The following is a 17,330-nucleotide window of genomic DNA, read 5'->3' as shown; positions in this document are numbered from 1 at the left end:
CATCGACATGCCGCCGGAGCTGCCGACATGCCGTCCCCCGACGCCCGGGTCCTCCGAGGCGCCGCGATTCCCACTGCGGTCGCCGGGATCATCGCCATGGCGATCTCCTTCGCCGTCGCCGGTGGGAAGGGCCTGCTCGGCGCCCTCTTCGGCGCCCTGCTCGTCCTGGCCTTCTTCAGCTCCGGCCAGATCGCGCTCGACCGGCTGACCAGGTCGAACCCGCAGATCATGATGGCCGCGGCGCTGCTGGTGTACACCACCCAGATCCTGCTGGTCGGCATCGTCCTGGCGGTCTTCAAGGACACCGACCTCTTCAACCGGCAGACCTTCGCGTTCACGCTGATCGGCTGCGTGCTGATCTTCACCGGCTTCCAGGTGCGCGGCGCACTCAAGGCCAAGATGTTCTACGTCGACCCTCACGCCTCGGAAAGCAAGGGTGACAAGCCCTCCGACAAGGGTCGTCAACAGTGACGAGGCCCGACTGTCCCCCCAACGAGGGGGGCGGTGTTTATGCCGCACTGACGGGCTGCTATCGTCCGTCGCAACAACGGAGTACGGGAAGAGGCCTGGTCTGTCCGGATCGCGGACTGATCGCCCCCCGGACCCGCGCAGTCTTCGATGATCCCGCAGCAGCGCAGCGCGCCGTCGTGCGGGGTCGGCGAGATACCCATCAAGTTCCAGTGCCGCTCCGTGGTCGCAGGCCACGCCGACACACCGAGGTTGCCGTAACCATGCGTCACGACGAAGGAGTCCGTGGTGAGTGCTGAACTCACGTCCCTCGCCTCAGGCAGTTGCCACTTCGGGGACGCTGGCTGCGGCTTCCCGGCCCCGGGTCTGAACGAGTTCCAGTTCAAGCCGATCTTCTCGGTCGGCGGCATCGACTTCAACAAGCCGATGCTGCTGTCGATCATCGTCGCGCTGCTGGTCGTCGTGTTCTTCTGGGCCGCCTTCGCCAAGCCGCGACTGGTCCCCGGCAAGCTGCAGCTGGTCGGCGAGATCGGTTACGACTTCGTCAAGCGCTCCATCGTGATGGAGACGATCGGCAAGAACGGCGAGAAGTACGTTCCGATGCTGGTCTCGATGTTCTTCTTCGTCTGGTTGATGAACATCATGTCGATCATCCCGTTCGCGCAGTTCCCGGTGACGGCGTCGATCGCCTTCCCCGCGGGCCTGGCCGCGGTCGTGTGGATCACCTACATGACGCTGACCTTCAAGAAGCACGGCTTCGTCGGCGGTCTGAAGAACCTCTGCTGGCCGTCGGGCATCCCCGGCTGGGTCATGTTCATCCTGGTCCCGATCGAGTTCTTCTCGAACATCTTCGTGCGCCCCTTCACCCTGGCGGTCCGAGCCTTCGCGAACATGTTCGCGGGCCACCTGCTGGTCGTGATGTTCTCCGTCGCCTCCTGGTACCTGCTCAGCCCGACCCTGGGCGCGCTGTACGGCTCGGCCTCCTTCGTGGTCGCCGTCGGCCTCACCGCCTTCGAGCTGCTGGTGCAGTTCCTGCAGGCCTACATCTTCGTGATGCTGGCCAGCAGCTACATCGCCGGTGCCCTGGAAGAAGCGCACTGAGCCTCGCAGCCCCGGCTGCTTCCCCTCCCGAACGCCCGGTGGCCAACCACCACCGGTCCACCACCCCGCAAAGGACAAGCTGAAATGCAGAACCTCGCTGAGGTCTACGGTTCCGTCGCCTCGATCGGTTACGGCCTCGCCGCGATCGGCCCCGGCATCGGTGTTGGTCTCATCTTCGGTAACGGTGTCCAGGCCATGGCCCGTCAGCCCGAGGCTGCCGGCCTGATCCGCTCCAACATGTTCATCGGCTTCGCGCTGACCGAGGCGCTCGCCCTCATCGGCATCGTCATGCCGTTCGTCTTCGGCGCCGGCAAGTAATTCCCCGCCGTTAGACCCTTTCGAGGAAGGTCCAGATATGAGTTTCGTGGCTAACCTCGCGGAGGAGGGGGAGAAGATGAACCCCCTGCTTCCCGCGTGGCCCGAGGTCATCATCGGCCTGCTCTGCTTCTTCATCGTCTTCGGTCTGCTCGGCAAGAAGCTCCTCCCCAGCATCGAGAAGGTGCTGTCGGAGCGTCGGGACGCCATCGAAGGCGGCATGGAGCGTGCCGAGGCCGCTCAGGCCGAGGCCCAGGCCCTGCTTGAGCAGTACCGCGCCGAGCTCGCCGAGGCGCGCCACGAGGCCGCCCGCATCGTCGAGCAGGCTCGCGAGCAGGGCGCCGCCCAGCTCACCGAGATGCGCGAGGAGGGCCAGCGTCAGCGCGAGGCCATCGTCGCCGCCGGCCACGCCCAGATCGAGGCCGACAAGAAGCAGGCGACTGCCGCCCTGCGTCAGGACGTGGGTTCGCTGGCCACCCAGCTGGCTTCCCGCATCGTCGGCGAGTCCCTCGAGGACAACGCCCGGCAGAGCGGCGTGATCGACCGCTTCCTGAACGAGCTCGAGGCCAAGGCCACCGTGGCTCAGGGCGCGGCCAAGTGATCGGCGCCAGCCGCGAGGCGCTCGCCGCCGGCCGGAAGAACCTGGACAGCCTGACCGACTCCACCTCGGTGGACGCGGCCAAGCTGGCCGAGGAGCTCGCCGCCGTCACGGTCGTGCTGGACCGCGAGGTGTCGCTGCGCCGCGTCCTGACCGACCCGTCCCGGTCGGGTCAGGACAAGGCCCAGCTGGTCACCTCGCTGCTGACCGGTCAGGTCTCGGGCGAGACCGTCGACCTGGTCTCCGGCCTGGTCCGGTCCCGCTGGTCGGGTGCGCGTGACCTGGTGGACGCGACCGAGGAGCTCGCCGCCTACGCCGAGGTCATCGCCGCGGACAAGGCCGGCACCCTGGACGACGTCGAGGACGAGCTGTTCCGCTTCGGCCGGGTGGTGAGCGGCTCGCACGAGCTGCGCGCCGCGCTCACCGAGCCGAAGGCCGGCGCCGTCGCGAAGACCGCGCTGATCAACAAGCTGCTCGGCGGCCGCGCCAACGCGGGCACCGTGCGGCTGGTCACCGCCCTCGTCAACGCGCCGCGTGGTCGTAGCCTGGAGCAGGGCCTCGAGTCCTACTCGAAGCTCGCCTCCGCGCGCCGCGGCCGCATGGTGGCCCTGGTCACCAGCGCGGTGCCGCTGTCGGACACCCAGAAGGAGCGTCTCAGCGGTGCTCTGGGCCGGATGTACGGCCGCCAGGTCCACCTGAACATCGACGTCGACCCCGAGGTCGTCGGTGGTGTCCGGGTGCAGATCGGCGACGAGATCATCGACGGCACCGTGTCGAGCCGCCTCGAAGGCGCTCGCCAGTCGCTCGAAGGCTGAGCAGGACCGAGCAGCCCATCCGACCCTCGGTCGGGAAACCGGCTCCCCAAGGAGTCGGCAAAACGTACGGCCGGTTCATACGACCCGGCCGAGAGTCGAGTACTTGCGGCCGGCCCTCAACGGCGGGCCGAGGATCGCAAACTAGGAGAGCAGGGAAGCCTGATGGCGGAGCTTACGATCCGTCCGGAGGAGATCCGGGACGCGCTGGCCGACTTTGTCCAGTCGTACCAGCCGGACGCCGCTTCTGTGGAAGAGGTCGGCACGGTCACTGACGCGGCGGACGGCATCGCGCATGTCGAGGGCCTGCCCTCGGTCATGGCGAACGAGCTGCTGAAGTTCGAGGACGGCACGCTCGGCCTCGCGCTGAACCTCGACACCCGCGAGATCGGTGTCGTCGTCCTCGGTGAGTTCGGCGGTATCGAAGAGGGCCAGACCGTGCGCCGCACCGGCGAGGTCCTCTCGGTTCCGGTCGGCGACGGCTACCTCGGCCGCGTCGTGGACCCGCTGGGCAACCCGATCGACGGCCTCGGCGAGATCGCCGCCAGCGGCCGTCGCGCCCTTGAGCTGCAGGCCCCCGGCGTCATGGCCCGCAAGTCGGTCAAGCAGCCGCTGCAGACCGGTATCAAGGCCATCGACGCGATGACCCCGATCGGCCGTGGCCAGCGTCAGCTGATCATCGGTGACCGCCAGACCGGCAAGACCGCGGTGGCCGTCGACACGATCATCAACCAGCGCGACAACTGGCGCTCGGGCGACCCGGAGAAGCAGGTCCGCTGCATCTACGTCGCCGTGGGCCAGAAGGGCTCCACCATCGCGTCCGTCCGCGGCGCCCTGGAGGAGGCCGGCGCGCTGGAGTACACCACCATCGTGGCCGCTCCCGCGTCCGACCCGGCCGGCTTCAAGTACCTGGCGCCGTACACCGGTTCGGCCATCGGCCAGGAGTGGATGTACGACGGCAAGCACGTCCTGATCATCTTCGACGACCTGTCGAAGCAGGCCGAGGCCTACCGTTCCGTCTCCCTGCTGCTGCGCCGCCCGCCGGGGCGCGAGGCCTACCCGGGTGACGTCTTCTACCTGCACTCCCGCCTGCTGGAGCGCTGCGCGAAGCTGAACGACGCCCTCGGCGGCGGCTCGATGACCGGTCTGCCGATCATCGAGACCAAGGCCAACGACGTCTCGGCGTACATCCCGACCAACGTCATCTCCATCACCGACGGCCAGTGCTTCCTGGAGTCCGACCTGTTCAACGCCGGCATCCGCCCGGCCGTGAACGTCGGCATCTCGGTCTCCCGCGTCGGTGGCTCCGCCCAGATCAAGGCCATGCGCTCGGTCGCCGGCCGTCTGCGCCTGGACCTCGCCCAGTACCGTGAGCTGGAGGCCTTCGCCGGCTTCGGCTCCGACCTGGACGCGGCCTCCAAGGCCCAGCTGGAGCGCGGTGCGCGCATGGTCGAGCTGCTCAAGCAGGGCCAGTACCAGCCGTTCCCGGTCGAGGAGCAGGTCGTCTCCATCTGGGCCGGCACCACCGGCAAGCTGGACGACGTCCCGGTCGCGGAGATTCGCCGCTTCGAGCGCGAGTTCCTCGACTTCGTCCGCCTGCAGCACAAGGACCTGCTCGCCGGCATCGTCGAGACCGGCCTGCTGGCCGACGGCACCGTCGACGCCCTGACCGGCGCGATCGAGTCGTTCAAGCAGGGGTACCAGACCGCCGACGGCAAGCTGCTCTCCGAGCAGGCCTGAGTCCGGTAGCGAGGGAAAGGACGTAACGACCCATGGGAGCACAGCTTCGGGTCTACAAGCGCCGGATCCGCTCTGTCACCGCGACGAAGAAGATCACCAAGGCGATGGAGATGATCTCCGCGGCGCGCATCGGCAAGGCGCAGCGCGCGGTGGCGGCCTCCGCTCCGTACGCCGATGAGCTCACCCGGGCGGTGACGGCGGTGGCCACCCGGTCCAACGCCAAGCACCCGCTCACCACCGAGAACCCGAACGCCACCCGCGCGGCGGTCCTGCTGATCACGGCGGACCGCGGCCTGGCCGGCGGTTACTCGTCCAACGCCATCAAGGCCTCGCTGACGCTCTCCGAGCGCCTGCGCGGCGAGGGCAAGGACGTCGTGACCTACATCGTCGGTCGGAAGGGTCTGTCGTACTACACCTTCCGCAACCTGGCGGTGGGGAACTCGTGGACGGGCTTCTCGGACAAGCCGACCTACGGCGACGCGAAGACGGTGGCGGCCGAGCTGATCGAGGCCTTCACGGCCGAGACCGGCGGCGTGGACGAACTCCACGTGGTCTCGACCGAGTTCGTGTCCATGCTGACGCAGGACGCGGTCGCGGCGCGGCTGCTGCCGCTGAAGCTGGACGAGGTCCAGCTCAGCGACCAGACGCCGGCCAAGTCGGAGATCTTCCCGCTGTACGACTTCGAACCGTCGGCGGAGGGCGTGCTCGACGCGCTGCTGCCGCGGTACGTCGAGAGCCGGATCTACAACGCGCTGCTGCAGTCGGCCGCTTCCGAGCACGCCGCCCGCCGCCGCGCGATGAAGAGCGCGACGGACAATGCCGGCGAGCTCATCAAGTCGCTCACGCGGCTTGCCAACTCGGCCCGTCAGGCCGAGATCACCCAGGAAATCAGCGAGATCGTCGGCGGCGCCAACGCCCTCGCCGACGCTAGCCGCGGGAGCGAATGAGTATGACCACCACTGTTGAGCCGACCACGGCGACGGGCCGCGTCGCGCGGGTCATCGGCCCGGTCGTCGACGTGGAGTTCCCCGTCGACGCGATTCCGGACATGTTCAACGCCCTGCACGTCGAGGTGGACAACCCCGACGGCTCGGGCAAGAAGACCCTCACCCTCGAGGTCGCCCAGCACCTCGGCGACGGCCTGATCCGCGGCATCTCGATGCAGCCGACCGACGGCCTGGTCCGCGGTTCGCAGGTCACCGACACCGGCTCCGCCATCTCGGTGCCGGTCGGCCAGATCACCAAGGGCAAGGTGTTCAACGCCCTCGGTGACGTGCTGAACGTCGACAAGGCGGAGTTCGACAAGCAGGTCGAGGTCCGCTGGCCGATCCACCGCAAGGCCCCCGAGTTCAAGGACCTCGAGTCCAAGACCGAGATGTTCGAGACCGGCATCAAGGTCATCGACCTGCTCACCCCGTACGTCACGGGTGGCAAGATCGGTCTGTTCGGTGGTGCCGGTGTCGGCAAGACCGTTCTGATCCAGGAGATGATCTACCGCGTCGCCGAGAACTTCGGTGGTGTGTCGGTGTTCGCCGGCGTCGGCGAGCGCACCCGTGAGGGCAACGACCTCATCGACGAGATGGTCGACTCGGGCGTCCTGGACAAGACCGCGCTGGTCTTCGGCCAGATGGACGAGCCGCCGGGCACCCGTCTGCGCGTCGCGCTCTCCGCGCTGACCATGGCGGAGTACTTCCGTGACGTCGAGAAGCAGGACGTGCTCCTCTTCATCGACAACATCTTCCGGTTCACCCAGGCCGGTTCCGAGGTGTCGACCCTGCTCGGCCGCATGCCCTCCGCGGTGGGCTACCAGCCGAACCTGGCCGACGAGATGGGCCTCCTCCAGGAGCGCATCACCTCGACCCGCGGTCACTCGATCACCTCGATGCAGGCGATCTACGTCCCCGCGGACGACCTGACCGACCCGGCCCCGGCCACCACCTTCGCCCACCTGGACGCGACGACCGTTCTGTCGCGCCCGATCTCGGAGAAGGGCATCTACCCGGCCGTCGACCCGCTGGACTCCACGTCCCGCATCCTCGACCCGCGGTACATCACGGCGACCCACTACGAGACGGCCGTCCGTATCAAGGGGATCCTGCAGAAGTACAAGGACCTCCAGGACATCATCGCCATCCTCGGTATGGACGAGCTGTCCGAAGAGGACAAGATCACGGTCCACCGTGCCCGTCGCATCGAGCGCTTCCTCTCGCAGAACACCTACGTGGCGAAGCAGTTCACCGGTGTCGAGGGTTCGACCGTGCCGCTGTCGGAGACCATCGAGGCCTTCAACTCGATCGCCGACGGCAAGTACGACTCCGTTCCGGAGCAGGCCTTCTTCATGTGCGGTGGCATCGAGGACCTCGAGAAGAACGCCGCCGAGCTGGCGAAGAAGTAATCGCGGCCGGTAGCAGCTGAGTGACCGTGAGGGGTGGCCCCCGAGCCTGGGGACCACCCCTCACGGCACATCGGCTGTGATTCCGGTCAAATCCGTGCCGCCGGTTTCATGCCGGAGGCGCGGGGCCGTTATTCTTACCGAAACTCCCGAGTAATCGGGGGTTGCATGAGCCTAGGAGCCCACGTTGGCTGAGCTGCACGTCGAGCTGGTCGCAGCCGACCGCAAGGTGTGGTCCGGTGCGGCCACCATCGTCGTCGCCCGTACGGCCTCCGGTGACACCGGCATCATGCCGGGCCACACCCCGGTGCTGAGCGTGCTGGAGACCGGTCCGGTCACCATCCGCACGGTGGACGGCGGCACCGTCATCGCCGCGGTGCACGGCGGCTTCATCTCCTTCGCCGACAACAAGCTGTCTCTGCTCGCGGAGATCGCCGAGCTGGCGGACGAGATCGATGTCGCGCGTGCCGAGCGCGCGCTGGAGGAGGCCAAGTCCGACCTGGACGCGCACGCCGAGCGTCGCGCCGAGGTCCGGCTGTTCGCGGCGCGCGGCCTCAAGGCCCACGCCTGAGTGTGCCGGACCCCGACTTGGCGGGGTCGACCGACGGTCCCGGGGACGCGCGAGCGTGACCCCGGGACTGTCGTCGTAGTTGGTAGGTCAGCGCGGCCGTCCGGGACGGCCGTGAAACGGGGAACGCGGGTAGCGAGGAGGTAGGTGAGCATGGTCCTCGCGCTTGTGGTGTGTGCGGCGGTCGTGGCGCTGGGAGTGATCGGCCTGATGGCCTTCGCCGTACGCCGCCGCCTGATCCAGCGGGTCGGCGGCACGTTCGACTGCAGTTACCGGCTCAAAATGCCCGCCGACGCCTCGACGCAGCCCGACCTCGACGAGAACGGCAAGCCCACCTCCGCCCCGGTCCCACCGACCGACGGCAAGGGGTGGGTTTTTGGTATCGGCCGATACAGCGGCGACTCGATCGAGTGGTTCCGGGTCTTCTCGTACGCCCCCCGCCCGCGCAAGGTCCTGCCCCGCCGGGAGATCGAGGTCCTCGGCCGGCGCTACCCGGAGGGCCAGGAGGAGCTGGCGCTGCTCTCCGGCTCGGTGGTGCTGCGCTGCCTGCACAACGGGGCGCCGCTGGAGCTGGCGATGAGCGAGGACGCGCTCACCGGCTTCCTGGCCTGGCTGGAGGCGGCTCCCCCCGGGCAAAGGGTTAACGTCGCCTAACGTGCCCGGCTAGGCTGGCCGCATGGTCAATCTGACGCGCATCTACACCCGTACCGGGGACGACGGCAGCACCGCGCTCGGCGACATGAGCCGGACCACCAAGACCGACCCGCGGCTGATGGCGTACGCCGACGCCAACGAGGCGAACGCGGCGATCGGGGTGGCCCTCGCGGTCGGCGCACTGCCCGAGGACGTCGCGGCCGTGCTCGTCCGGGTCCAGAACGACCTGTTCGACGTCGGCGCCGACCTCTCCACGCCCGTGGTCGAGGACCCGAAGTACCCGCCGCTGCGGGTGCTGCAGTCCTACGTCGACCGGCTGGAGGGGGACTGCGACCACTACCTGGAGCAGGTGGAGAAGCTGCGCAGCTTCATCCTCCCCGGCGGCACCCCCGGCGCCGCCCACCTGCACCTGGCCTGCACGGTCGTGCGGCGGGCCGAGCGCTCGACCTGGGCGGCGATCGACGCGTACGGGGACTCCGTCAACCCGCTGACCGCGAAGTACCTCAACCGGCTGTCCGACCTGCTGTTCATCCTGGCCCGGGTGGCCAACAAGGAGCGCGGCGACGTGCTCTGGGTGCCGGGGGAGAACCGCTAGGGCCTGCCCTAGGAGGCGTCCTGGGACGCCTTCTCCGGGGCGGGCCGCTCGACCACCCGGCCGTCCACCACGGTGACGCCCGCCGGCGCCTCCTTGGGCCAGAGCGAGAAGCAGCCGGCCACGACCACGTTGACCACGGCCGCGATGCCCAGCTTCCAGTACCACTGGGCGAAGGTGCCGAAGTGGGCGGATCCGGCCGACAGCGGGACGAGCAGGCTGATCAGGGCCAGGGTGATCACGGCGGAGACGACCGTCCGGCGGGCGATCCGCCACTCGTGCGCCGTCCGCTCCGGGCCGTACGTGGGCGAGGGCAGCGGCGCGGGGCCGCCGGCGAAGCGGTGCAGGAAGTGCCGGTCGGCCCAGGCGACCAGCGAGGGGCCGTAGCCGACCGAGAAGCCGGCGTAGCTCGCGGCCAGGGCGTGCGTCCAGCCCGCCTGCGCGCCGCCGCGCAGGTTCAGCACGGTGAGGGCGTACAGGGCGAGGTCCACCACCGGCAGGCCGATCAGCAGCACGGTGCTGGTGCGGCGCATCCGCAGCAGGTAGCGGGCGGAGAGGGCGAGGCCGAGCACGATCCACCAGGAGATCTCGGCCGCGACGATGAGGGTGACGATCACTTTCTGCTCCCGGTCGTTCCGACGGTGTCCCCAGCCTCGTGCGCGGGCGCGCTGTTGTCGTCGTCGCCCGGTGCCGTCCGGGCCTGCACCTTTCGATGTAGCGGCCTCCTCCGCGCACCGGAGCCGGGCGGGCCGCCGGGGATGGTGAGATGGGGGCGTGCTCGTACCCTCCCTCGCCCCGCGCCGGATGGACCGGCTGATCGCCCTGAGCGGGCTGCTCGGCGGCGCGGTGCTGATCGCCTTCAAGGTCTACGACCGGGCGGACCGGCTGCCGCTGTGGGCCGTCACGGCCCCGCTGCTGGTGATGGCGGGGCTGGAACTGGTCCGGCGGACCCGGCCGGTGCTGGCGGTGTCGCTGGGCGGGCTGGCCTTCGCGGGAAGCCTGGTCGCCGGCAGCCTGCTGGCGACCACGATCATGTACACCGACCTGCTGTACGCGGCGGTGCTCTACGGCACCGGCCGGATGTCGCGGGTGCTGCACCTGACCGGCGGCGCGACCGTGCTGGTGCTCTCCAGCCTGGTCTGGTACGTCGCCGGGACCTCGGCCGGGCTGCTGGTCGTGGTGGTCGGCTCGCTGGTGTTCCTGGCGCCGGTGTGGACCGGGGACCTGGTGCGCAAGCACCGGGAGCAGGCGGAGAACGAGCGGCTGCGGGCCGAACAGACCGCGCTGCTCTCGGAGATGGACCGGCGCGAGGCGGTCGTCGCCGAACGCGCCCGGATGGCGCGGGAGTTGCACGACGTGGTGGCCAACCACCTGTCGGCGATCGCGATCCACGCCACCGGCGCCCAGTCGGCCGCCCGGCGGCGGCGGTTGCCGGAGGGCGATCCGCTGGTCGAGGTGCTGGCGGTGATCCGGGAGAACAGCGTCCAGGGATTGGCCGAAATGCGCCGCATGATCGGGCTGCTCCGGGACAGCGGCGGGGGAGAGGCCGACGAGTCGTACGCGGCCCCCGACCTCGCCGCCGTGGACGCCCTGCTGGAGGGGGCCCGGGCCGCCGGGCAGGACGTCGGACTGGACTTCGAGCTGACCGAGAGCGGCGAGCGCGGCGACCTCCCGGTGCCGGTCGGGCTGGCCGCCTACCGGATCGTGCAGGAGTCGCTGACCAACGCGCTCAAGCACGCCGGGCCCGGACTGGTCGCACTGCGGCTGGAGTTCGGCCCGGACGCGCTGCGGATCGCGGTCGACAGCCCGTACCGCGGCGGGCCGGGCCGCGAACTGCCCGGCGCCCGGGCCGGGCTGGTGGGGATGTCGGAGCGGGCCGCGCTGCTCGGCGGCAGCTTCGAGGCCGGGCCGCGGGACGGGTACTGGAGGGTGCGTGCGGAGCTGCCGCGCGGCCGGGAGAGCGGGGGCGGGCATGACGATCCGGGTACTGGTGGCCGAGGACCAGGCGGCGGTGCGGGCGGCGCTGGTGATGATCCTGCGGGCCGAGCCCGGGTTCGAGGTGGTCGGGCAGGCCGCCGACGGGCAGGAGGCCGTCCGGCTGGCCCTGGAGCTGCGCCCCGACGTGGTGCTGATGGACGTGCAGATGCCCCGGCTGGACGGCGTCTCGGCGACCCGCCAGGTGGTGGACGCCGGCGCGGCCCAGGTGCTGGTGCTGACCACCTTCGACCTGGACGAGTACGTCTACGGCGCGCTGCGGGCCGGCGCGGCGGGCTTCCTGCTCAAGGACCTGGAGGCGGACACCCTGGTCGAGGGGATCCGCACGGTGGCGCGCGGGGACGGCATGCTGGCGCCCTCGGTGACCAGGCGGCTGATCGGCACCTTCGCCCGCCCCGGGCGGCCGGTCGGACCGGAGGCCCGGACGGCGGTGACGGGCCTGACCGCGCGTGAGCGGGAGGTGCTGGCCTGTCTCGGGGCGGGGATGTCCAACGGGGAGATCGCGCTCCGGCTGGAGATGGCGGAGGCGACCACCAAGACCCACGTCAGCCGGATCCTGGCGAAGCTGGGGCTGCGCAGCCGGGTGCAGGCGGCGATCCTCGCCCAGGACCTCGGTCTGACCATCTGACGACCATCCTGGTCGGGTGACCAGGTCGGTTGCAGATCACACTCCCGATTGCTATGGCACGGGCGATCTGGGCATTAGAGTCCCCGCCAGAGCAATGCGGCTCCTTGGCGGCGACCCCTGCCCTGAGCCGCCTTCAGGGCCCGCCCGCAGGGCGGCGACGGCGTCGGGAGACCCAGCCATGAGCAATGCGTCCAGCAAGCAGATCGCCGTGATCGGTGCCGGCCTGATGGGCGCCGGCATCGCCCAGGTGTCCGCGCAGGCCGGCCACCCGGTGGTGCTGCGGGACGTGACCGAGGAGGCGCTGCAGCGGGGCCTGGCCGGCATCCGCGCCTCGTACGAGAAGTTCGTCTCGAAGGGCAAGTTGAGCGCCGAGGACGCCGAGGCCGCGCTGGGCCGGATCACCACCACCACCGACCTGGGCGCCGTCGCCGAGGCCGACATCGTGGTCGAGGCCGTGTTCGAGAACCTGGAGGTCAAGGAGGGCGTCTTCCGCGAGTTGGACAAGCTCGCCAAGGACGGCGCCGTCCTCGCCTCCAACACCTCCGCCATCCCGATCACCCGGATCGCCGCCGTCACCCGGCGGCCGGAGTCGGTCGTCGGCGTCCACTTCTTCTCGCCCGTCCCGATGATGAAGCTGGTCGAGCTGGTCCGCGGCTACAAGACCAGCGACGAGACGCTGGCCGCCGCCCGCGCGTACGCCGAGGGCGTCGGCAAGGACGTCGTGGTGGTCAACCGCGACGTGGCGGGCTTCATCACCACCCGCCTGATCACCGCGCTGGTCGTCGAGGCCGCCAAGCTGTACGAGTCGGGCGTCGCCACCGCCGAGGACATCGACACCGCCTGCCGCCTCGGCTTCGGCCACGCGATGGGCCCGCTGCAGACCGCCGACCTGACCGGCGTCGACATCCTGCTGCACGCCGCCCACAACATCTACACCGAGACCAAGGACGAGAAGTTCGCCGCCCCGGAGATCATGGCCCGCATGGTCACGGCCGGTGACCTCGGCCGCAAGAGCGGCCGCGGCTTCTACCCGTACGAGGGCAAGTGAGCCCGCGGGACTGAGCGAACGCCCTGGTGGGCCGTGCGATCGGGGCATCGTACGGCCCGCCGTACCGGGCTGGGTGAGTTTCCTCACGCCCGGTGCCGCAGACGGGTGATTTGGGCGGTAATCGAGCGTAGGTGTGGAGAGTTCCTGCGTATATTCCCTCGGACGAGTGAAGTTGCTTCAGATCAGGGCGGAAACCAGCAACCTGCGGCGCTGCTCCACCGTCAGATGAGGGAACCCGGCACTCCGACCGGGGCCGGGCGCGAGCCGAGCCGTCGCAGGCGTTCCGCCCGGGCCCTCCCACTCCGATCCAGGGGCCGTCCCGCCTCCCGGTCCGTCCCGGCCGGGGCCGGACCCGCCCCGCACCAGACCACCCAGGCGAAGGAGGAGAGCATGCGCATCACCGGCGACCACACGGCGCTGGCCATCGAAGGCCGCCTCGACGTGCGCACCGCCGCCGACGCGCGGGCCCGGCTGCACCAGGCCGTGGACGGCGGCCTCGGCGACCTCGTGCTCGACCTCGGCCGGCTGGAGTTCTGGGACGCCACCGGCCTCGGCGTGATCATGGGCACCCACCGGCGGGCCGGCCGGATCGGCCGCCGGCTCGTGCTGCGGGCCGTCCCCGCCCAGCTCCAGCGGCTGCTGGTGGCCACCAAGTTGCACCGCATCCTCGCCGTCGACGGCGGGATCCCCGAGGTCCAGGCCTCCTGACGCCCGTTCCGGGGGCGTACGGAGCGGCTCGCGGAACATGCCGCACGCCCGTTCGCGCGCCCCTCGGGCCGCCCTCCTGACCGGGCCGGGCCCGACCGGCGCCTCCGGCCTTCACCTTCCCCGCACCGGGACCGCACTGCACGGCCGGGCCCGGATGTGCGAGAGTCTGCCCGTCAGATGACGGCCGCCCGGGGCCGGCTGCCCACAGCCCGCCCGCGGCCGCGACCGAGACGTGTGCCGGCCGGCGCGGGGCGCCGGCGGCCGAACACGATGCGGAGCAGAACGTGGCACAGCCATCCGGGGAGTTCCGGCAGGAGGCCGCCCGCACCCGCGGCGGCGAACTGGTCTCCGGCGGCCTGCTGGTCGGCGTCGGCGCCCCGGACGGCTCCGAGGCCCGGCCCTGTCCGGAGGAGTGGCGGCCCCGCCCGCGCCGGATCGAACGCAGCGAGCCCGCCCGCGGCCCGGTCGGCGGCGTCGGCCGGGCGGTCGGCCCGCTCGCCCTCGGCGCCGGCCCCACCGACCTGCCGCTGCTCGACCGCGAGGCCGACATCGCCGAACTCCTCGGCCTGCTCGCCGAGGGCCGCTCGATACGCCTGGTCGGCCAGGCCGGCTCGGGCCGCAGCACCCTGCTGTCGGCCGTCGCCGCGGCCGCCGCCGACCTCGCCCCCGGCGGCGTCGTCCAGCTCTGCGGCCACCGCCGCACCGCCGCCGACCTGCTCCAGGACCTCTTCGCGGCCACCCACCACGCCCCCGGCTACCGCCCCGACCCGGGCCAACTGGCCGCCCACCTCGCCGGGGTCGGCGCGGTCGTCGTGATCGACGAGGCCGAGCCCGCCGGGGACGACCTGGAGGAGCTGCTCGCCGCCGCCCCCGGTTGCGCCTTCCTGATCTCGGTCGCCCCCGGCGGCCCGGTGCTGCCCGCCGACTCCCGGCTGCGCGACCACCTCGTCCCCGGCCTCTCCCGGCCCGCCTGTCTGGCCCTCACCGCCCGGCTCGCCGGGCGGCCGCTGGACGTGGCCGAGAAGGCCTGGGCGGTCGACCTCTGGTTCGAGTCCGAGGGCCTGCCGCTGCGCTTCGTCCAGGCCGCCGCGCTGCTGCGCCAGCGGGACGTCTCGGTGGACGCGCTGGTCGCCGCCGAGGAGGACCGGCGGGACGTCTTCGGCGCGGTCGAGGAGCCCGCCCACGACCCCGACCCGGCGATCCGGGAGAACGCGCTGCGGCGCACCGTGCCGCTGCCCTCGGTCGCCGAGACCGCCTCGCCCGCCGTCCGGCTCGCCGAAGGGCTCGGCGAGGCCGCGCAGGCCGTGCTGCGGCTGGCCGTCGCGCTCGGCGGCGAGTGCCCCACCGCGCCGCACCTGCCCGCGCTGATCGACGTCGGCCAGGGCGAGAGCGCGCTGGCCGAACTCGCCGACGCCGGGCTCGCGGTGTCCATCGGCGGGCACCACCGGCTGACCGCCGGGGCGCTCGACCTGCTCGCCCCGCACTGGCCGGCCCGCGGCTGCGTGGACGGCGCCGCCCAGCACTTCGCCTGGTGGGTCGGGCACAGCTCGGTGTCGCTGGCGCAGATCGCCGCCGAGGCCGAGGTGCTGATCGGCGTGCTGCTCGCGGACCGGACGGCGGGGCGGCACGAGGCGGTCGTCCGACTGGCCCGGGCCGCCGCCCCCGCACTGGCGCTGGCGCTGCGCTGGGGCGCCTGGGAGCGGGTCCTCCAGCTCGGCCTGGAGGCGGCCCGGCGGACCGGTTCGACGGTCGACCAGGCCTGGTTCCACCACGAGGCGGGCGTGCTCGCGATCTGCCTGCGGCAGCCCTCCCGGGCGATCGCCGAACTGGAGACCGCCCTGACCCTGCGGGCCACCGCGGGGGAGCCGCGCGGGGTGGCCGCCGCGGGCCGGATGATCGACCTGCTGCGCGCCGACGGCCGTCAGCTGCCGGCCGCCGCGACCCCGGCGGCGTCGGGCCGCGGACCGGTGATCCGGAAGATCGCCGCCCGGGTGCCGGCCGGCCTCAAGGCCCGGGCCCGGGCCGGGCGGCGGCGCAAGGTGGTGGTGGCCTCCGCGGCCCTGCTCACCTTCGGGGTGCTCGGCACGGCGGTGGCGATGAGCCTCGCCGGGCCCGAGGAGCACCAGGGGAAGGACCCGCACGCTCAGCTGGACCAGGTCGGGGACACCGGCAACGCGCCGGTGCCGGCGCCGTCCCCCGACGCCTCCCCGGGCACGGCCGGGGCGGGCGGCACCGAGCCGGTCGCCCCGGCGGGGACGGCGGCCGGTACGGAGCCCTCGGCGAGCGGCAGTGCCTCGCACGCGCCGAGCGCCACGCCGTCGAAGCGGTCGAGCGCCTCGCCGGGGGCCACCGGGTCGGCGGCCCCGCAGCAGTCGCAGCAGCCCGGCCCGGGGCAGCCGCAGCCGTCGGAGCAGCCGCCGGGGCAGAAGCCCGGCGGGTCGGGCGGGGGCGGCAACGGCGGGGGCAACGGCGGCGGTGGTCAGAGCGGCGGCGGCACCGGTGGCGGGAGCGGCAACTCGCCGTCGCCGAGCCAGCCGACCGGCTCGGCCACGCCGACCGCACCCGCGACGACCCCGGCCGTGCCGACCGGTCCGGCCACCCCGTCCCCGACGGGGACGAAGTCCCCGTGACCGGTCAGAACAGCTTGAGCTTGTCGTCGTCGATGCCGCGCAGCTCGTCGTAGTCCAGCACCACGCAGCCGATGCCCCGGTCGGTGGCCAGGACGCGGGCCTGGGGCTTGATCTCCTGCGCGGCGAAGACGCCCTTGACCGGGGCCAACAGCGGGTCCCGGTTGAGGAGTTCGAGGTAGCGGGTGAGCTGTTCGACGCCGTCGATCTCGCCGCGGCGCTTGATCTCGACGGCGACGGTGGCGCCGTCGGCGTCGCGGCAGAGGATGTCGACCGGGCCGATCGCGGTCGGGTACTCGCGGCGGATCAGCGACCAGCCGCTGCCGAGCACCTCCATCCGGTCGGCGAGCAGCTCCTGGAGGTGCGCCTCGACGCCGTCCTTGATCAGGCCGGGGTCCACCCCGAGTTCGTGGGAGGAGTCGTGCAACACCTCCTCCAGCGTGATGATGAGCTTCTCGCCGGCCTTGTTCACCACCGTCCAGACCCCGTCGGCCTCCTTGAGGGCGCACGGCGGGGACATCCAGTTGAGCGGCTTGTAGGCGCGGTCGTCGGCGTGGATGCTGACGCTGCCGTCGGCCTTGACCAGGATGAGCCTGGTGGCGGAGGGCAGATGGGCGGAGAGCCGACCGGCATAGTCGACTGAGCAGCGGGCAATTACGAGACGCACGGTCGACCACGCTAGCCCACCGGGGCCAGTTGATGCGATTCCGAGACGACCGGGTGAAGAAAGCGCGAACCCCGCGAACATGGAGGTTCGGCGGACCCGCCGCCGCTCGCCGCGCTCTGGCGTACGCCCCCCGGGGTCGCTACGGTGTGTGACGCTACGGATGCGGGGTCGCTGTCAACGGGGACGGAGACTTCAGATGAACGATCCGACGGGATCAGGCCAATCTGGTGCACCACGGCGTATTTCCGGAGCAATCCGCAGGAACGACCGGCCTGCTCCGCCGTTGACTGCCACGCTGTTCTGACGCGGTCGGTGTTCAGGACGTCACGTCCCGTGGCGCCGCCGCCTTCGCAACAGGTGCCGGAAACCCCGGTCCGACGGTGTTCCGGACACCTCCTGCGATTTCGCCCACCCTCA

At 71.3% G+C, this 17,330-nt stretch carries 17 protein-coding genes and 1 pseudogene; 16 read left to right on the top strand and 2 right to left on the bottom strand.

All coding sequences use genetic code 11. The features are described from left to right. Positions 1 to 27: 27 nt before the first annotated feature. The 11 genes from ACFXPX_RS04220 (at position 28) to ACFXPX_RS04170 (ending at position 9,243) form a co-directional block, all read left to right on the top strand. Positions 28 to 471 carry a hypothetical protein gene (locus tag ACFXPX_RS04220; RefSeq protein ID WP_375892977.1) on the top strand — a complete coding sequence of 148 codons (444 nt, stop codon included), beginning with the start codon at positions 28 to 30 and terminating at the stop codon, positions 469 to 471. 285 nt (positions 472 to 756) lie between these two features. Then, on the top strand, positions 757 to 1,569 hold the full coding sequence (gene atpB / locus ACFXPX_RS04215; RefSeq protein ID WP_375892976.1) for a F0F1 ATP synthase subunit A: 813 nt from the start codon (positions 757 to 759) through the stop codon (positions 1,567 to 1,569). Positions 1,570 to 1,653: 84 nt separating this feature from the next. Further along, positions 1,654 to 1,887, top strand: a complete 234-nt coding sequence (gene atpE / locus ACFXPX_RS04210; protein ID WP_350504378.1) for an ATP synthase F0 subunit C — start codon at positions 1,654 to 1,656, stop codon at positions 1,885 to 1,887. 37 nt (positions 1,888 to 1,924) lie between these two features. Further along, entirely contained in the window at positions 1,925 to 2,485 is a 561-nt protein-coding gene (locus ACFXPX_RS04205; RefSeq protein ID WP_375892975.1) for a F0F1 ATP synthase subunit B, read from the top strand. Then, the gene (locus tag ACFXPX_RS04200; protein ID WP_380522011.1) at positions 2,482 to 3,297 is read left to right on the top strand and encodes a F0F1 ATP synthase subunit delta; all 816 of its coding nucleotides are present in this window, start codon (positions 2,482 to 2,484) and stop codon (positions 3,295 to 3,297) included. The genes ACFXPX_RS04205 and ACFXPX_RS04200 overlap by 4 nt, the downstream gene beginning before the upstream one ends. Positions 3,298 to 3,459: 162 nt before the next feature. Further along, positions 3,460 to 5,034 carry a F0F1 ATP synthase subunit alpha gene (gene atpA, locus ACFXPX_RS04195; protein WP_375892972.1) on the top strand — a complete coding sequence of 525 codons (1,575 nt, stop codon included), beginning with the start codon at positions 3,460 to 3,462 and terminating at the stop codon, positions 5,032 to 5,034. 32 nt (positions 5,035 to 5,066) lie between these two features. Beyond that, the gene (locus ACFXPX_RS04190) at positions 5,067 to 5,981 is read left to right on the top strand and encodes a F0F1 ATP synthase subunit gamma (RefSeq protein ID WP_375892970.1); all 915 of its coding nucleotides are present in this window, start codon (positions 5,067 to 5,069) and stop codon (positions 5,979 to 5,981) included. 2 nt (positions 5,982 to 5,983) lie between these two features. Continuing rightward, complete coding sequence (atpD, locus tag ACFXPX_RS04185) at positions 5,984 to 7,429, top strand: F0F1 ATP synthase subunit beta (RefSeq protein WP_375892969.1); 1,446 nt, start codon at positions 5,984 to 5,986, stop codon at positions 7,427 to 7,429. A 184-nt stretch (positions 7,430 to 7,613) separates the two neighbouring features. Continuing rightward, a complete protein-coding gene (locus ACFXPX_RS04180) occupies positions 7,614 to 7,997 on the top strand; it encodes a F0F1 ATP synthase subunit epsilon (protein WP_375892967.1) in 384 nt (127 codons plus the stop codon). Between the two features lie 150 nt (positions 7,998 to 8,147). Next, positions 8,148 to 8,648: a DUF2550 domain-containing protein gene (locus ACFXPX_RS04175; protein ID WP_030057523.1), complete on the top strand. Its 501-nt coding sequence runs from the start codon at positions 8,148 to 8,150 to the stop codon at positions 8,646 to 8,648. Between the two features lie 22 nt (positions 8,649 to 8,670). After that, complete coding sequence (locus ACFXPX_RS04170; RefSeq protein ID WP_360233640.1) at positions 8,671 to 9,243, top strand: cob(I)yrinic acid a,c-diamide adenosyltransferase; 573 nt, start codon at positions 8,671 to 8,673, stop codon at positions 9,241 to 9,243. Positions 9,244 to 9,251: 8 nt separating this feature from the next. Here ACFXPX_RS04170 and ACFXPX_RS04165 read toward each other — a convergent pair whose 3' ends face one another. Further along, positions 9,252 to 9,857, bottom strand: a complete 606-nt coding sequence (locus ACFXPX_RS04165) for a hypothetical protein (protein ID WP_380522005.1) — start codon at positions 9,855 to 9,857, stop codon at positions 9,252 to 9,254. A gap of 187 nt (positions 9,858 to 10,044) precedes the next feature. On the opposite strand from ACFXPX_RS04165, the pseudogene ACFXPX_RS04160 reads away from it, so the two are divergent. The 5 genes and pseudogenes from ACFXPX_RS04160 to ACFXPX_RS04140 all read left to right on the top strand — a co-directional run. After that, positions 10,045 to 10,761 (top strand): annotated as a pseudogene (locus ACFXPX_RS04160) (histidine kinase); the annotation flags it as partial. 451 nt (positions 10,762 to 11,212) lie between these two features. Further along, positions 11,213 to 11,863 carry a response regulator gene (locus ACFXPX_RS04155; protein ID WP_375892959.1) on the top strand — a complete coding sequence of 217 codons (651 nt, stop codon included), beginning with the start codon at positions 11,213 to 11,215 and terminating at the stop codon, positions 11,861 to 11,863. Positions 11,864 to 12,041: 178 nt separating this feature from the next. Then, positions 12,042 to 12,911, top strand: a complete 870-nt coding sequence (locus ACFXPX_RS04150) for a 3-hydroxyacyl-CoA dehydrogenase family protein (RefSeq protein ID WP_380522000.1) — start codon at positions 12,042 to 12,044, stop codon at positions 12,909 to 12,911. 390 nt (positions 12,912 to 13,301) lie between these two features. Next, positions 13,302 to 13,619 (top strand): STAS domain-containing protein, encoded by a 318-nt coding sequence (locus ACFXPX_RS04145; RefSeq protein WP_375892956.1) that lies wholly within the window; start codon positions 13,302 to 13,304, stop codon positions 13,617 to 13,619. A gap of 284 nt (positions 13,620 to 13,903) precedes the next feature. Then, positions 13,904 to 16,249: an ATP-binding protein gene (locus tag ACFXPX_RS04140; RefSeq protein WP_380639551.1), complete on the top strand. Its 2,346-nt coding sequence runs from the start codon at positions 13,904 to 13,906 to the stop codon at positions 16,247 to 16,249. A 4-nt stretch (positions 16,250 to 16,253) separates the two neighbouring features. Here ACFXPX_RS04140 and nucS read toward each other — a convergent pair whose 3' ends face one another. Then, the gene (gene nucS / locus ACFXPX_RS04135) at positions 16,254 to 16,913 is read right to left on the bottom strand and encodes an endonuclease NucS (protein ID WP_188306031.1); all 660 of its coding nucleotides are present in this window, start codon (positions 16,911 to 16,913) and stop codon (positions 16,254 to 16,256) included. Between the last annotated feature and the right edge of the window lie 417 nt (positions 16,914 to 17,330).

Source organism: Kitasatospora sp. NPDC059146, from assembly GCF_042786665.1.
Classification (GTDB): Bacteria; Actinomycetota; Actinomycetes; order Streptomycetales; family Streptomycetaceae; genus Kitasatospora.
This window is presented reverse-complemented; position numbering and strand designations above follow the sequence as displayed.